Genomic DNA, 14,609 nt, shown 5'->3' with positions numbered 1-14,609 from the left:
TTACTTTAAAATTTATTTTAACTAAAAAAACAGATGTCTGTTACCTGCAAAATATTTGTACTCTGCTTTTTTGCATCGGCATTTTTGTCTGCTCAAAATCAAAACATTAAGTTTGAACATATTACAACAGATCAGGGATTATCATCCAATACAGTTTTCTGTTTACTTCAGGATAGCCGCGGATTTTTATGGATCGGAACTTATGATGGACTGAACAAATATGATGGCTACAAGTTCACAGTATATAAAAACCAGCCCGGAGATCCTTTCAGTATCAGCAATAATATGATCGGGGATCTTTGTGAAGATAAGCTTGGAAATATCTGGACCGGAAGTACCTGGGGTGGTGGTTTAAATAAATTTGATTATGCATCAGAAAAGTTTATTCGTTACTTAAACGATCCTGAAAATTCATCCGGAATCAATTCGAATCTTATCAGATCTGTACTAGCTGACAGCTCGGGTAATATTTGGATCGGAACAGAAGATGCAGGTCTCGATTATCTTGATGTAAATACCGGTATTGTTAAACACTACATTCATAATGAGAATAATCCATACAGCATCAGTAGTAATATGATTTATAAGGTTTTCCTGGATTCGAAAAACAATCTCTGGATTGGAACGGGGGACAATGGATTAAATAAATATTTGAAAGTAAGAGACCAGTTTATTTCTTTCAAAGCAAACGGAGATGAAGGAAGTATTGGTGGGAACAGGATAGTTTCTATTTCTGAAGATCCATTTGGTTTTCTCTGGATTGGAACTGAAGATGGTGGTTTGAACAAATTTGATCCTTATACAAACAAGTTCGAAAAATTTATTCGTGATCCAAAAAATTCAAACAGCTTGAGTGACAATCGTGTTTACGTAGTTGACAATGATTCTAAGAACCTGATCTGGATAGGTACTGACTATGGTGGTTTGAATTTGTTCGATTGGAGTAATAAAAAATTTATTCACTTTCAAAAAAAATTCGGCGATCCGGGAAGCATCAGCGATGATCTTGTTTATTCAATCCTTGAAGATCGCTCCGGTATTTTATGGTTTGGGACGTGGAGCGGTGGAATAAACAAATATGACAGAGAAAAAGAAAAATTTATAACTTATTCATACAACCCCAACTCTCCTTTCAGCCTGAGCAGTAATGGAGTATTTGCAATCCACAAAGATAAATTTGGAGACGTTTGGGTTGGAACTGAAACAGGAGGATTGACCAGAATAAATGAAAAGAAAAATGAATTCACTTGGTATCAGCACAATCCGGATGATCCCGGAACTATCAGCAGCGATGTTATTTATTCGATAACCGAGGATAAAGATGGTACTTTGTGGATTGGTACTGGTAACGCCGGTATTTGCAGTTTTGACAGACAGAAAAATAAATTTAAACGATTTGCAACTAACGGTGAATATCAGAATTCGATGAGAGATAATAAAATTTATAAAATCTTCTATGACAGTTATGGTGAATTATGGATAGGATTTGTTGGCGGTGGAGTGGACAAATTTAAACCGGTTGAAAAAAAATTTATCCATTATGAAAATGATCCATCTGACCCGGGAAGCGTTAGTTCACAATTAGTGTACATTTTTTTTGAAGATAATTCCCGGAATCTATGGATCGGTACGCTCGGTGATGGTCTTATGTTATACAACCGAAAAACAGATAACTTCAGCTATTACAGAAATAATCCTGAAAATGCAGAAAAGAGTTTGAGCAATAATGCGGTAGCATCTCTTTGTGAAGATAAAGGTATTCTCTGGATAGGAACCAATGGCGGTGGATTGAACAGATTCGACAGATCAAAGAATCTGTTTAAAACCTTCACAGAAAAAAATGGATTAGCAAATAATGTAGTCAATGGAATTTTATCTGATAATAAAGGCAATCTCTGGATCAGTACTGCTAAAGGGATTTCAAAATTCAATATCAAATCTGAAACATTTACAAACTATTTTGCAAGCGATGGTCTTCAGGGAAATGATTTTAACGGAGGTGCGTACTATAAAAGTCAGGACGGCGAAATATTCTTCGGCGGTACAAATGGTTTAAATAAATTCCATCCGGAACAAATAAAAGAAAATAGTTTTCTGCCGCCAATTGTTATTACTGATTTTCGGATACTTCATAAACCCGTGGAGGTTGGTTATGACTCATTACGGAGTCGGACGATTCTCGAAAAGTCAATAAGTGAAATGGAAATAATTAATTTAAATCACTATGATAACATTCTGACATTTGAAATTGCTGCTCTCGATTTTCACAGTCCGGAAAAGAATCGTTATGCTTATATGCTTGAAGGTTTTGACCAGCACTGGATTTATACTGATGCAGAAAACAGAAACATTACTTACACAAATCTAGAACCCGGAGAATATACTCTCAGAGTTAAAGGTTCGAACAATGATGGAATCTGGAATCAAGCGGGGACTTCACTTAAAATTATCATTAATCCGCCCTGGTGGTCAACATGGTGGTCTTATATAATTTATGGAATTTTATTATCAGTGGCTTTCACCATTTCAACAAGAATTTATCTCAATCGACAGCGTTTAAGAACTCAACTTGCACTTGAGTATGAACATTCATCAAAACTTGAAGAAATTGACAAAATGAAATCCACTTTTTATACAAACATCTCTCACGAATTTCGTACACCACTAATGTTGATACTTGGTCCCGCTGATAGACTCGTAACTAAATTAAATGATGAAGATGGTCAAAAGCAGATTGGTTTAATAAAAGCAAATGCAAAACGTCTGCTTAATCTGATTAACCAGCTTCTCGATCTTTCACGACTTGAAGCAGGCAGGTTAAAACTGAATGCAGCGCTCGGTAATATTTCACAATTTGTGAAAGGTCTGGCAATGGAATTTGAATCAATCGCCGAGAGGAAAGATATATCTTTAAAAATAATTATAGAGAAAGAAGATATTGAAGCTTACTTCGATAAAGAGAAAATGGAAAAGATAATTACCAATTTGTTATCGAATGCACTTAAATTTACTTCGGCTGGAGGAAGGATTACTGTTATGGTGAAAAGTACTTTGCTGAACCAGGTCGAAATTGTTGTCAGAGATTCAGGAATTGGTATATCTAAAAGTGAGATTCCAAAAATTTTCGACAGGTTTTACCAGGTTGATGGAACTATTACACGGGAACATGAAGGAACAGGTATTGGTTTAGCATTAACCAAAGAACTTATAGAACTTCATAAAGGAAACATTTCTGTTGATAGCGTCGAGGGTCAATGGACTGAAGTTAAAATTTCGCTTCCACTAGGCAAGTCACACCTTTCAGATAATGATATTATTGAGCCATCAGATTATCAATTAAGAAAAATTGATTCACTTGTGGATTCTACAAATGCTGAGCAGAAATCGGATGATTCAATCAGCGAACATCTGTTAGATAAAACGATTGTATTGATTGTTGAAGATAATCCTGATGTAAGAGATTTTATTAAGGATGCTTTGAAAGAAAATTATCATATAGAGGTAGCTGCAAACGGTGAACAAGGATTAAGAAAAGCAGAGAAAGTAATTCCTGACTTAATAATTAGCGATATAATGATGCCAAAGATGGATGGATATGAAATGATGAGAAAATTAAGAGTTGATGAAAAAACCAGTCACATCCCGATTATACTTCTTACTGCAAAATCTGATAAAGACAGCAAGCTGCAAGGATTAGGTTTAGGTGCAGACGATTATCTGACAAAACCATTTGATACAGATGAACTTATCGCAAGAATAAAAAATCTCGTTGAAACCAGAAGAATGCTGCAGGAAAAATTCGGGAGCGGTTCAGACGTACTTCACCGACCCGCAAAATCTACATTAAACTCGCTTGATGAACAATTCCTCGACAGAATCATGGTTGTTATTAATGAACATTTATCCGAAGAAGAATTCAGTATTGAAGAATTCGGAAAAGATGTCGGGATGAGCAGGTCGCAAATTCACAGAAAATTGAAGGCATTAACAGGAAAATCAACCAGTGTTTACCTGAGAACCGTCAGATTAGCAAAAGCAAAAGAGATGATTGAACAGAAAAAAGGAAACATTTCTGACATTTGCTATGCAGTAGGGTTCTCCAGCCCTGCGTATTTCAGCCGCTGTTTCAGGGATGAATTCGGATATGCACCAAGTGAACACATCAAATAAAAATAGCAATTTATAACCATTTTCCTTCATTTCTATCAAAACGCAACATAGCTGCAAGAGTTTGCAACATAGTTGATAACCACCCGAGCCAATCATTTAGTTTATTTAACCACAGATTCTTAAAAATTAATATTCTAATTGTTGTAGGGAGGTCGCTGTGTTACGCCGGATCAAATACCTTTATATAAATTCAGTTTCCTGGGGAAAAGATGATTTTATACTGTTTCTAATATTTTTCATCATTACCTATTCTTTCCTTTGCCTCGCACAAGATCAAAGTTATTGGGGAAAAGCACCCGTTGGCAAAACTAAAGTTTTTACAATTTCATTCATTGATAAACAAAATGGTTTTGCTCAAACCGAAGATGGTATTTTATTATCCACTGAAGATGGAGGTAAAAGCTGGTCTGAAAAACCGGCTGCTATTTCTAAAAATCAAAATGTAGATAATAAAATGCTTTGGGCTGCAGATATTTTCTGTGCGATAATGAAAACGACTGATGGTGGTAATTCGTGGATTCCTTATGAGGATGATAAACAAGAACATTTCTGTGGAGTTTATCTGAGAGATGAAAATACAGGCTATAAAGTTGCAAGTGAATTTCTTCACAAAGTGACGATGGAAATAAATTATTGCTTCATCAATAACACGCTGGACTCGCTAGTAGATCAACCGCAGCAATGCACTGAGTACTATAGAAGCCCTGTTGAAGGATGGGCACTGGGATGGTGTGTTCGAAATTTCAGTAAATAAATTTTTATAGCCGGATAATTTTTTTCCGAAACAGCTACAATTCATGTTATAAGTATAAAAGGTAATAATTGTGATTTTAACAGCAGCAACAGAAATAAAGAAAAATATTAAACCAGGTTTTTGTCTGGAACAAAATGATCCTAACCCGTTCAAAAAAAGGACAATAATTAAAATTAACCTGCCTCATAGAACAAGAATGACGGTGATAATTACTAACACTTACGGTAAAGTGATTGATAAAATGATTGAGAATACAAAGGATGCAGGAACGTATGAACTTGAATTTATTGCTGAAGAACTTCCCTTTGGAACATATTTCTGTCATGTGGTAGCAGATAGTTTTTGTGAATCAAAGGAAATGGAATTAACTAAATGATTTATTACCTACCTGTAGAACGGATGAATGAGAGGGTGGAAATTGATTACAAAAGGTAAGCGCACCCGGTAGTACAATTTCGCCCTCTTAATTTTAAGTCGAGTGGAGGTAAATGTTTTTTGAAAAGTTGGATTTAATGTTTTTGCCCGCAGCACAGCAAAGCAGAGGGTGAGATTGAAAGAAAAACGCATACGCACCCTAATTATCGATTTTGCCCTCTCGCTCCTAAACCTGGCTAAAAGGCAAATAGTATTTAGGATAGAAAATATCCTTTTGTAAAAATATTTTAATAATAATGTGAAACAGCCATTGCAGTGTTCCAAATGTTGAGCAGTATAAATACAAACCAGTCAGATAATCAGAATCCTACTTCAGGGTTTAATCTGTCGGAGGATTTAAAAAAATCAAATCATAATTTTTTAAGGAATTGGACTAACTGTTTTTATTCAGGAGGCAGATCTGTCCGGAGAACAGCGCAAAATATGTGCGGTAATTCCGGGTGGGAGGACAGCTCGGGCGGGTTAATTGCCCGCCCACCGATTTTAATTTCCAACTATCTTCAAAATTCAAATACAATTTTTGACAATCACTTCCCAAACACAAATAAAGGATGAATACATGAAAGAATTTATCGAATATATTGTTAAACAGCTCGTCGATAAACCTGAAAAAGTTAGAATTGAAGAAAGCAATTCCGATCAGAAGACAATTGATATAAAAATAGAAGTTGATAAAACTGATATCGGTAAAATTGTAGGCAAGCAAGGTAAAAACGTAAATGCACTAAGAACATTGTTGACTGCGGTAGCGGCTAAAGATCGTTACCGGGCAACATTGCAGGTTAAAGAATAGAAAAAATAAATAACTAATTCTATGAACACATATTCAAGAATTTCTCTGCGATCAAATAAATCATTTCTCTAATTCACCTTCGGGTGTTAATTGTTGAACACCCGGGGGTTGATTCGCTTTATAACATTTTCATTAAATAATTTCATTTATTAACAACCATAAATAGGAGGTTATGTGAAACAATTAAAATTTATTCCGGTTCTTTTTTTCGCAGTTTGTTTCTCAAACATAATACTTGCGCAACCAACCGAGCCAGCAAAATTTCATCTGATAGAATTAGATGCAGATGCCCCCTGCTTTGCTAAAACAATAAGAATAGACGTAGCTGTGGATGATACAATTCAATTTAAAACAATTAATGGTGATTTTGCTATATACATTATTAATGCTGCTGATTTTTTACCTATCAAAGAACAAAATCTTGGTTTTGTAATTAATTCTGCTGATGATGTAAGCGATTCATATGTGGTAAGGGAACCTATCAATGATCAGGTATTTTATTGTTCCATTTTTTGTATTAGCACCCTAAGCTGGCCTGATGCACCTCCAAGAATAATTGTAATGTCTAAGTAATTGTTATAAGTAAAATAATTTGTTTTATAAATTAATTGTAAATGCGGATGATTAATCCGCATTTTTATTTTCACTTCTCATCAATCTGTAATAACTCCTGTGCGTTAACTCATTTGCTGTTCTTGAAAGTCGTACAAAAATGAATAAAAAGAATACTTGCAACATAGTTGCAAGTTTTTGAAACATTAGTTCAAGTGATTTTGAAAAAATGACAACTATTTGCAACGTAGTTGATAACTACTTCCCTCATCAATTTATTTTATTTGCACTGTAGCTTAAACAACATTTTAAAAAAAACTTGGAGGTCAAAATGAAAACATTAAGTTTAATTCTAATCGCTTTCTTTATAGCAATATTTTCCGGGTGTCAGGAAAATCAGATTAACCAACCTGAAATTTCTCAAATCAATAAAGATAGTCTTCCTGTCAAAAACACAATTAAAATATGTTGCGAAGTCAGAGATCCGAATTACGGTATCTGTAATCTTAACGGTTATGTTAATTACACGCATGAGGTAATTAACAGAACAATGAATCCAATTGGATTATGGGAGATATCCCTGAAATTTCATATGAGCTCAAAACTTTGTGATAAACTTGGAATGGTTCATCTTGAATGGCGTATCGAAAACAGGAGTGAAGAAATTGTTTACGTAAGTGAAGAAGGAATACTACTTCTTGAAAAGATGTACTCAATCACCAACAGAAGCGATGTTGTGCTTCTTGTTCGCTATCTGGTAACAACAAATGGAGTAGGATTGGCAAACGTAAATCTGGTTCGACTTGAAAGATACTTCACATAAAATATTAAGGAGTATTAAAATGAAAAATTTAATCGTATCTCTCTCCGCTGCAGTGTTATTGTTCTTAACTGGTTGTCAGGATTCTCCGGTTGATCCATTAATAAATGACGTGGTTGATAAATCTGAAGTCCAAAAAACAAATACAAACTTGCACGGTGTAATCCAACTTCAGGAATTGTTAAGTGATCCACGTTCTGCTGGTAATTCGTTTTACCGGGTATCAGGACAAATAAAATATATTTACAGAATTTCGTACCGGGATCAGATGTTACCTGAACCTCAAAAATCTGTTTCAATTTATTTTGAAACCGATGTAGATATGCAGTACGTCTGTACAATTTGTTCACCATCACCAGAAGATGAGTTAGCCGGATTCATTTCTGATGTATCTGAAGACTTTGTTGCATTAGTTGGAAACTCTGTATCACTGCTTGAAAAATCATATTCAATTCAAGGTCGTGAAGACGGAATGCTGCTTAAAGTCAGATTCCTGGTTACATATAATCGTATTGAATTAAGCGCAGTGTGGCTTGCGCTGCCAAACGAAAGAACTTTAGCCACAGAAATAAATCAATATTAATAAACTTTAACTAAGGAGTACTAAAATGAAAGCTCTATTTATCTCCCTGACACTTCTGGTATTCGGTTTCTTTTTAGGATGCCAGAGTTCAATTACGGACCCTGAAGGTTTTGAGTCCACAAAATTTATTGGCAGCCCTGATGAGGAATCATCAACCTATGGACTCAACAAAGATGTATTTCATTTCACATATCCAAATGTGATAAAACTATCGGGAACACTTTACGATCCAAGTCACAAACTCAACAGCCTTGTTGAAATATCAGGACTTGTGCGTTATGGAATTCGTGAAGTAGAACAAGACATCTGGAATGTTCACAATCTGAGTACTTATAAAACATCTCCGGCAGGAACGTCTCCGGATAAGACTCTTAAAGTTGATCTTTTTGTTGATGCATTGTTTAAAGTCAACTGCCCACATTGCAATCGTCCGTGGACTGTTAAAAAGCCATCGGTACAGATTGTCAAAGTTAATGCAGCAAACCAGTCGGTTGTTTACTTCACAAAGATTTTCAGAATACAAAATACTTGTTGTGATCCGTTAAATCTTGTTTTAAAGTTTGAATTTCAAGAGGATAGATTGACACTTGTTTCAATGGCTTTAGAATTAGCTATATCTAATGTAGTAAACAACACCACAGAATAACAAAAAGGTTGAATAAATGCTGGTTCCCCGTTAACCCTGCCGTTAAATACTGGCAGGGTTTTTTTATTGTCTGCAATTTTTATCTCCTTATAATTCCTTCTTTCATTCTAAATAAATATTTTGCATACAAAAATTTATCTGCTTTTTAAGGAGAACAAAATGCGCTCGCTTCATTTCTTCATTTCAATAGTAATTTTTTTATTAATTATAATCGGATGCGGACCTTCCAATACGGTTGAAGTCGATTCATTTTCACCAACAGGTGAGGTTCAGAATCTCACCAACTTCACAATTGAATTTTCTGAAGACCTTGCACCTGCCGATGTGCAGAATAAATGGCTCGATGAAGAGTTTGTTACGTTCAATCCGAAAATTCCGGGGAAGTTTAAATGGTCGTCTCCAAGCACTTTAGTTTTCTCGCCTGATTCACCTCTTGAACCGATGCAAAGATATTCAGCAAGCATTAATAAAAATGTTTTATTTAAAACAAATTTCTCTCCGGACTTTGATGAATATTCTTTTCACACACCTTTCTTTGATGTTACAAAAGTTGATTTTTTCTGGACAAATATTCCTTACCAGAATTATAAGCTGAGCGTGCAGGCAAATATTTATTTCAATTATCCTGTTGATCCAAAATCATTGAAAGATTTTTTGGAAATCAAAAGAGCAGGTGCTGATGTAACAGATTTTCAGATTGTTTCCCAACAAACCGCAGATGTTATTGCAATAAATTTTGGAGAAGTTCAGCAGACAGATAAAGAACAGTTATTCTCTGTAAAAGTAAAAGAAAATTTTGTTTCTTCACTTGGTAAAGACGGTTTAAAGGAATCAAGAACTTTCGAAGCAAAACTTCCTCCCATTACTCAGCTTGCAATCACAAATGTAACTGCTGGATTCAACGGAGCTTCGGGATGGATTGAAGTTGCAACAACGCAAACAGTTGATGAAAAAAGATTAAAAGATTTTATAACTACCAACCCGGAAAAGAAGCTGAACTTTTCGGTAAGTGGAAATGTTTTGCGAATTGAAACTGATCTCGGTAATGTTCAAACCGTTGAACTCAAAATAAAAAAAGGTTTACCCGGATTGTACGGTGGTATCCTTCAGGATGATTATGAACAGGAAGTTTCAATGGTGAATGTTGAACCTTCAATCAACTTTGCAGATAAAAAAGGAAAGTATCTGATGCTTGGCGGTGAGGAAAATCTGAAAGTCAACGCAGTAAATATTAATGAAGTTGAGGTTGAAGTATCGCAGGTTTATAAAAATAATATTCTTCATTTCTTAAATCAGTACGGCTACTACTATTATTATGATGAATATAATTATGGCTACAACCCGGATTATTATGTCGGTGATCTTGGAAAATCTCTCTACGAAGAAAAAATAAAATTACAACAGGGACAAAACTGGCTAAAGAGTTTTACAGTTAATCTTGACAAAGCGCTTGGTCAGAAATATAAAGGAATCTTCACGGTTTCCGTTCGTTCCGAAGAAGAAAGATGGCGAAGTGATTCTAAAGTTGTCGCAATCTCTGATCTCGGAATTATTTCAAAAGTAGCTGAGGATCAGATTTATGTTTTTGTGAATTCGATTGGTAGTGCAGAGCCGGTATCTGGTGCTGAGGTAAGTATTATTTCATCAAACAACCAGACTTTATTGACAGCAAATACAGATGGTGGTGGAGTTGCAGTTTTCAAAGATGTGAAAAAAAATATTGAAGGATTTTCTCCAAGATTAATTGTTGTTGAGAAGGATGAAGATTTTAATTACATAGATTTAAGAGAAACATTAGTTGAAACTTCACGGTTCGATGTAGGAGGATTAACACAGTATGCCGCAGATTTCAATGTGTTCCTTTACGGACCGAGAAATATTTATCGTCCCGGTGAAGAAATTAACTTATCAGCGATTGTGAGAAATGATAAAATTCAGATTGTTAAAGATGTTCCTCTGATTGCGAAAATAATTACACCAACCGGAAAAGTTTTTGAAGAGTTCAAAAAAGATTTAAATGCACAAGGTTCATTTGAACTTGCATTTAAACTGCCTGAATACTCACAGACAGGAAGTTATTCTGTTGATGTATATACAGGCGATAAACGGCTGATCGGTTCGTACAAATTCAGTGTCGAGGAATTTGTCCCCGATAAAATTCGCGTTAATGTTTCTTCGGATAAACAGAAATCAAAACCTGGTGATAAGGTTAAAATTGATGTGGCTGCAGAATTTCTTTTTGGTGCACCTGCTGCGGATATGAAATATGAAGCTGATATTCAGTTGAATCACAAATCTTTCTACAGCAAAAATTATCCCGGATACACTTTTTCGAATTCTTCTATCACCAATACTGAAATACAAAATACTTTTCTCGAAGGTCAGTTGGATCCGGAAGGAAAAACTAAAATCGAATTCAATATTCCTGACGGAATACAGAGCAAAGGAATTGTAACCGGGACTGCATACGTTAGTGTTTTTGATTTAACGGGAAGAACAGTAACTCGTTCAGCAAGTTTTGATGTTTTCCCGAAAGATTATTTCATCGGAATAAAATCAACTGATTATTACTATGGAGTGAATCAGAATATAAACTTCAATCTTGTTGCTGTTAATAAAGATGATAAACAGATTAAAGATTTTTCCGCAACAGCAAAACTTGTCAGATATGAATGGCAGACAGTTCTGAAAAAAGATTACAGCAATCGTTACTATTATGCATCTGAAGAAAAAGAATTTACTGAATGGGAAAAAGATATAACTATAACCGGACCAACAAAGTTTAATGTAATCGTTTCAAAATCAGGTAAGTATGAATTAAGAATTTTAAAAAAGGGGGATAGTAATTATGAGAAGACAATTTTTTATGCTTACAGTTGGGGAACATCAACAGCAGGATCTTTTGAAGTTGATAGAGAAGGCAGAGTCGAGATTGTTTATGATAAAGAACAATACGAACCCGGTGAAAGAGCTAAAGTTCTTTTTACCTGTCCATTTTCTGGAAAGCTTCTCGTTACACTTGAACGCGGAAATGTGTATGAGTATCAATATCTTGATGTGAATGAAAGATCTGCAGAGCTTGAACTATCGCTTAATAATGATTACATGCCGAATGTTTACGTAACTGCAACACTTTTTAAGAAACATTCTAAAGATGACACCGCACCATTTCTTGTCGGACATGGTTTTGCATCAATGAAAGTTGTGAAGAACAATAATAAACTTCCTGTTACAATTTCTGCACCTCAAAAAATTAAACCGAACACAACACAAAACATCACCATCAAAACTGAATCCCAGAAAGATATTTATGTAACTGTAGCAGCAGTTGATGAAGGTATTTTGCAAATAACAAATTATGAAACACCCAATCCATTTGAATTTATGTACGCAAAACGTCCGTTAATGGTTGAAAGTTATGACTTGTACAAACTTCTTCTTCCGGAAATTGTGAAAATCAATTCCTCTCCCGGTGGTGGTGAAATGGAAAAACAGCTTCAGAAAAGGACAAATCCGATTTCTGTTAAAAGATTTAAACTTCTTTCGTACTGGAGTGGAATAAAGAAAACTAACAGTGATGGAACCGTAACTGTATCTTTAAACATTCCTCAATTCAATGGTGAAGTCAGATTGATGGCAGTTGCTTATACAGATTCAAAGTTTGGTTCAGCCGAAAATAAAATAAAAGTTGCTGATGATTTAATTCTTGAACCGCAAGTTCCAAGATTTCTTGCAGTGAATGATTCGCTTGTTACGCCTGTATCATTAATTAATACAACAGATAAAGCAGCGAATGTGGAGGTATCGATAAACGTAGAAGGACCATTGAAAATTACTTCATCAACAAAAAAAAACAATTCAGCTTAAACCTAATTCAACCGGAAATGTTACATTTAATATTGTTGCTCAGTCACAGGTTGGAGCCGGAAAAATAATTTTTGAAACCAATGGACTCGCAAAGATTAAGGAGGAAATAGATATTGCAGTCAGACCAATTTCTCCGCTGGTTGTTGAAACTGGTTCGGGAACAATTACTGCCGGTAATGAAATTAAAATTGATATTCCAAAAAATTTTCTGAAAGGAACACAATCAACAACATTAACAATAAGCAAATTTCCTGCTGTAAAGTTTGCAAAGCAATTGAAATATCTTGTTGGTTATCCACACGGTTGTGTTGAACAAACAGTATCTAAATTATTTCCGCAATTATATTTTGAAGATCTCGCAAAGCTTGTTGCGCCGGAAATGTATCGTTCAAATAATCCTGTCTATTATGTGAAAGAAGGAATTCGCAAAATTGAATCGATGCAGTTGTATGATGGTTCAATCGCATACTGGCAGGGAGGAACCGAATCGAATTGGTGGGGATCAGTTTATGCAGCCCACTTTTTAGTGGAAGCAAAGAAAGCAGGTTTTAATGTTTCAGAAAATGTACTCAACAGGTTGATGAAATATCTTTCTCAGAAAGCAAAAGAACAAAGCACTTTTGATTATGTAACTTATCTTTCAACCGGAAGAACAATTAAGAAAATTGCAAACAAAGAAATTATTTATTCGCTTTATGTACTTGCAATGGCTGAGCAAGGTGATATTGCAACAATGAATTATTACAAAGCTCGTCCTCATTTAGTATCTGAAGATATGCGTTATCTTCTTGCAGGTTCTTACGCATTGATGGGAAGATGGAATGCATATTATGAAATTGTTCCGAACGCTTTCACTCCTGAGAGAACTGACAGATTAACTGGCGGAAGTTTTGATTCTGATATTCGTGCTAATGCAATAATGCTGAATGTTCTTCTGCAAGTTGAACCAGCTAACAAACAGATTCCACAAATCATAAAATATCTCACTCAGAACGCGGACAGAATGTATTCAACTCAGGAAAGATCATTTGCATTTCTTGCACTTGGTAAAGCTGCAAGTTTGAATGCAGATGCAAATGTAGTTGTGGATATTCTTGTTGATGGTAAATCAATTAATAAATTTTCAGGGAAAGATTTGACCGTAACAGATAGCAAACTAAATGCTGCAAATATTTCATTGAAAGCTTCTGGGAATGGTGAAGTATATTATTTCTGGAGTGCTGAAGGTGTGAAAGTAAATGATAAAGTAAAAGAAGAAGATTCAAATATGCGGATAAGAAGATCATACTACAGTTACAATACCGGAAGATTAATTCCTGATAAAGGATTTTATCAGGGCGAATTGATCGTTTGTAAAATTGAGTTAACAGGATTTGACAGAAATGCTGAAAACATAATCATTACAGATTTAATTCCTGCGGGATTTGAAATTGAGAATCCCAGATTAAATCCTGCAACTGAGTTGAAATGGGTTTCAAAAAATCCGATGAATGTTCAGTATATGGATATCCGTGATGACAGATTGCTTTTGTTCACTAACTTGGTTAGAAATCAGACAAAAGAATTTTATTACTTGCTTCGTGTAGTCAATCAGGGCACTTATCAGCTTCCCGTAATTGGTGCAGAAGCAATGTATGATCAGGAGTATCATTCGTATCATGGTGCCGGTGTTGTGAAAGTTTTGCAGAGGTTAGGAGAATAGTTTAAAAACAATAGAACGCAGACCTGCCTGACGGTAGGCAGGTGACGCAGATTAGATAGATTTTCTCAGATTTTAAATATGAAATTAAATAAATTATTAATTGCGTTGATCTGCTCAATCAGCGAAATCTGCGTTCTATTAGATAGAGGTGTAACAAGAAATTTTTAATGGAACGCAGGTGACGCAGATCAGGCAAGATTTTCTCAGATTTTAAATATGAAATTAAATAAATTATTATCTGCGTTGATCTGCTCAATCAGCAAAATCTGCGTTCTATTAGATAGAGG

General features: G+C 35.0%; 11 protein-coding genes. 10 read left to right on the top strand and 1 reads right to left on the bottom strand.

Annotated features, from left to right (window positions below):
• The first annotated feature begins 33 nt into the window (after positions 1 to 33).
• The 9 genes from HND39_02115 to HND39_02075 all read left to right on the top strand — a co-directional run bounded on the left by HND39_02115 (position 34) and on the right by HND39_02075 (position 12,620).
• Positions 34 to 4,170, top strand: coding sequence for a response regulator (locus tag HND39_02115; protein QKJ95156.1), 4,137 nt, complete (start codon positions 34 to 36; stop codon positions 4,168 to 4,170).
• Between the two features lie 157 nt (positions 4,171 to 4,327).
• Positions 4,328 to 4,924, top strand: a complete 597-nt coding sequence (locus HND39_02110) for a hypothetical protein (protein QKJ95155.1) — start codon at positions 4,328 to 4,330, stop codon at positions 4,922 to 4,924.
• A gap of 70 nt (positions 4,925 to 4,994) precedes the next feature.
• The gene (locus HND39_02105; GenBank protein QKJ95154.1) at positions 4,995 to 5,300 is read left to right on the top strand and encodes a hypothetical protein; all 306 of its coding nucleotides are present in this window, start codon (positions 4,995 to 4,997) and stop codon (positions 5,298 to 5,300) included.
• 618 nt (positions 5,301 to 5,918) lie between these two features.
• The gene (locus HND39_02100) at positions 5,919 to 6,152 is read left to right on the top strand and encodes a KH domain-containing protein (GenBank protein QKJ95153.1); all 234 of its coding nucleotides are present in this window, start codon (positions 5,919 to 5,921) and stop codon (positions 6,150 to 6,152) included.
• A gap of 174 nt (positions 6,153 to 6,326) precedes the next feature.
• Positions 6,327 to 6,725, top strand: coding sequence for a hypothetical protein (locus HND39_02095; protein ID QKJ95152.1), 399 nt, complete (start codon positions 6,327 to 6,329; stop codon positions 6,723 to 6,725).
• Positions 6,726 to 7,035: 310 nt separating this feature from the next.
• Positions 7,036 to 7,527 (top strand): hypothetical protein, encoded by a 492-nt coding sequence (locus HND39_02090; GenBank protein QKJ95151.1) that lies wholly within the window; start codon positions 7,036 to 7,038, stop codon positions 7,525 to 7,527.
• Positions 7,528 to 7,546: 19 nt separating this feature from the next.
• Positions 7,547 to 8,107 (top strand): hypothetical protein, encoded by a 561-nt coding sequence (locus tag HND39_02085; protein ID QKJ95150.1) that lies wholly within the window; start codon positions 7,547 to 7,549, stop codon positions 8,105 to 8,107.
• A 25-nt stretch (positions 8,108 to 8,132) separates the two neighbouring features.
• Complete coding sequence (locus HND39_02080; protein ID QKJ95149.1) at positions 8,133 to 8,753, top strand: hypothetical protein; 621 nt, start codon at positions 8,133 to 8,135, stop codon at positions 8,751 to 8,753.
• A gap of 159 nt (positions 8,754 to 8,912) precedes the next feature.
• Positions 8,913 to 12,620 (top strand): hypothetical protein, encoded by a 3,708-nt coding sequence (locus HND39_02075; GenBank protein QKJ95148.1) that lies wholly within the window; start codon positions 8,913 to 8,915, stop codon positions 12,618 to 12,620.
• Positions 12,621 to 12,659: 39 nt separating this feature from the next.
• On the opposite strand, the gene HND39_02070 is transcribed toward HND39_02075, so the two are convergent.
• Entirely contained in the window at positions 12,660 to 12,866 is a 207-nt protein-coding gene (locus HND39_02070) for a hypothetical protein (protein QKJ95147.1), read from the bottom strand.
• Positions 12,867 to 12,894: 28 nt separating this feature from the next.
• Between HND39_02070 and HND39_02065 the strand changes: the two genes are divergently transcribed.
• Positions 12,895 to 14,322 (top strand): hypothetical protein, encoded by a 1,428-nt coding sequence (locus HND39_02065; protein QKJ95146.1) that lies wholly within the window; start codon positions 12,895 to 12,897, stop codon positions 14,320 to 14,322.
• Positions 14,323 to 14,609: the final 287 nt, after the last annotated feature.

The sequence above is a fragment of the Ignavibacteriota bacterium genome, assembly GCA_013285405.1.
In the GTDB taxonomy this organism is placed as follows: domain Bacteria; phylum Bacteroidota; class Ignavibacteria; order Ignavibacteriales; family Ignavibacteriaceae; genus IGN2.
Note: the sequence above shows the minus strand (reverse complement) of the source record. Positions and strands in the feature narration are given on the sequence as shown.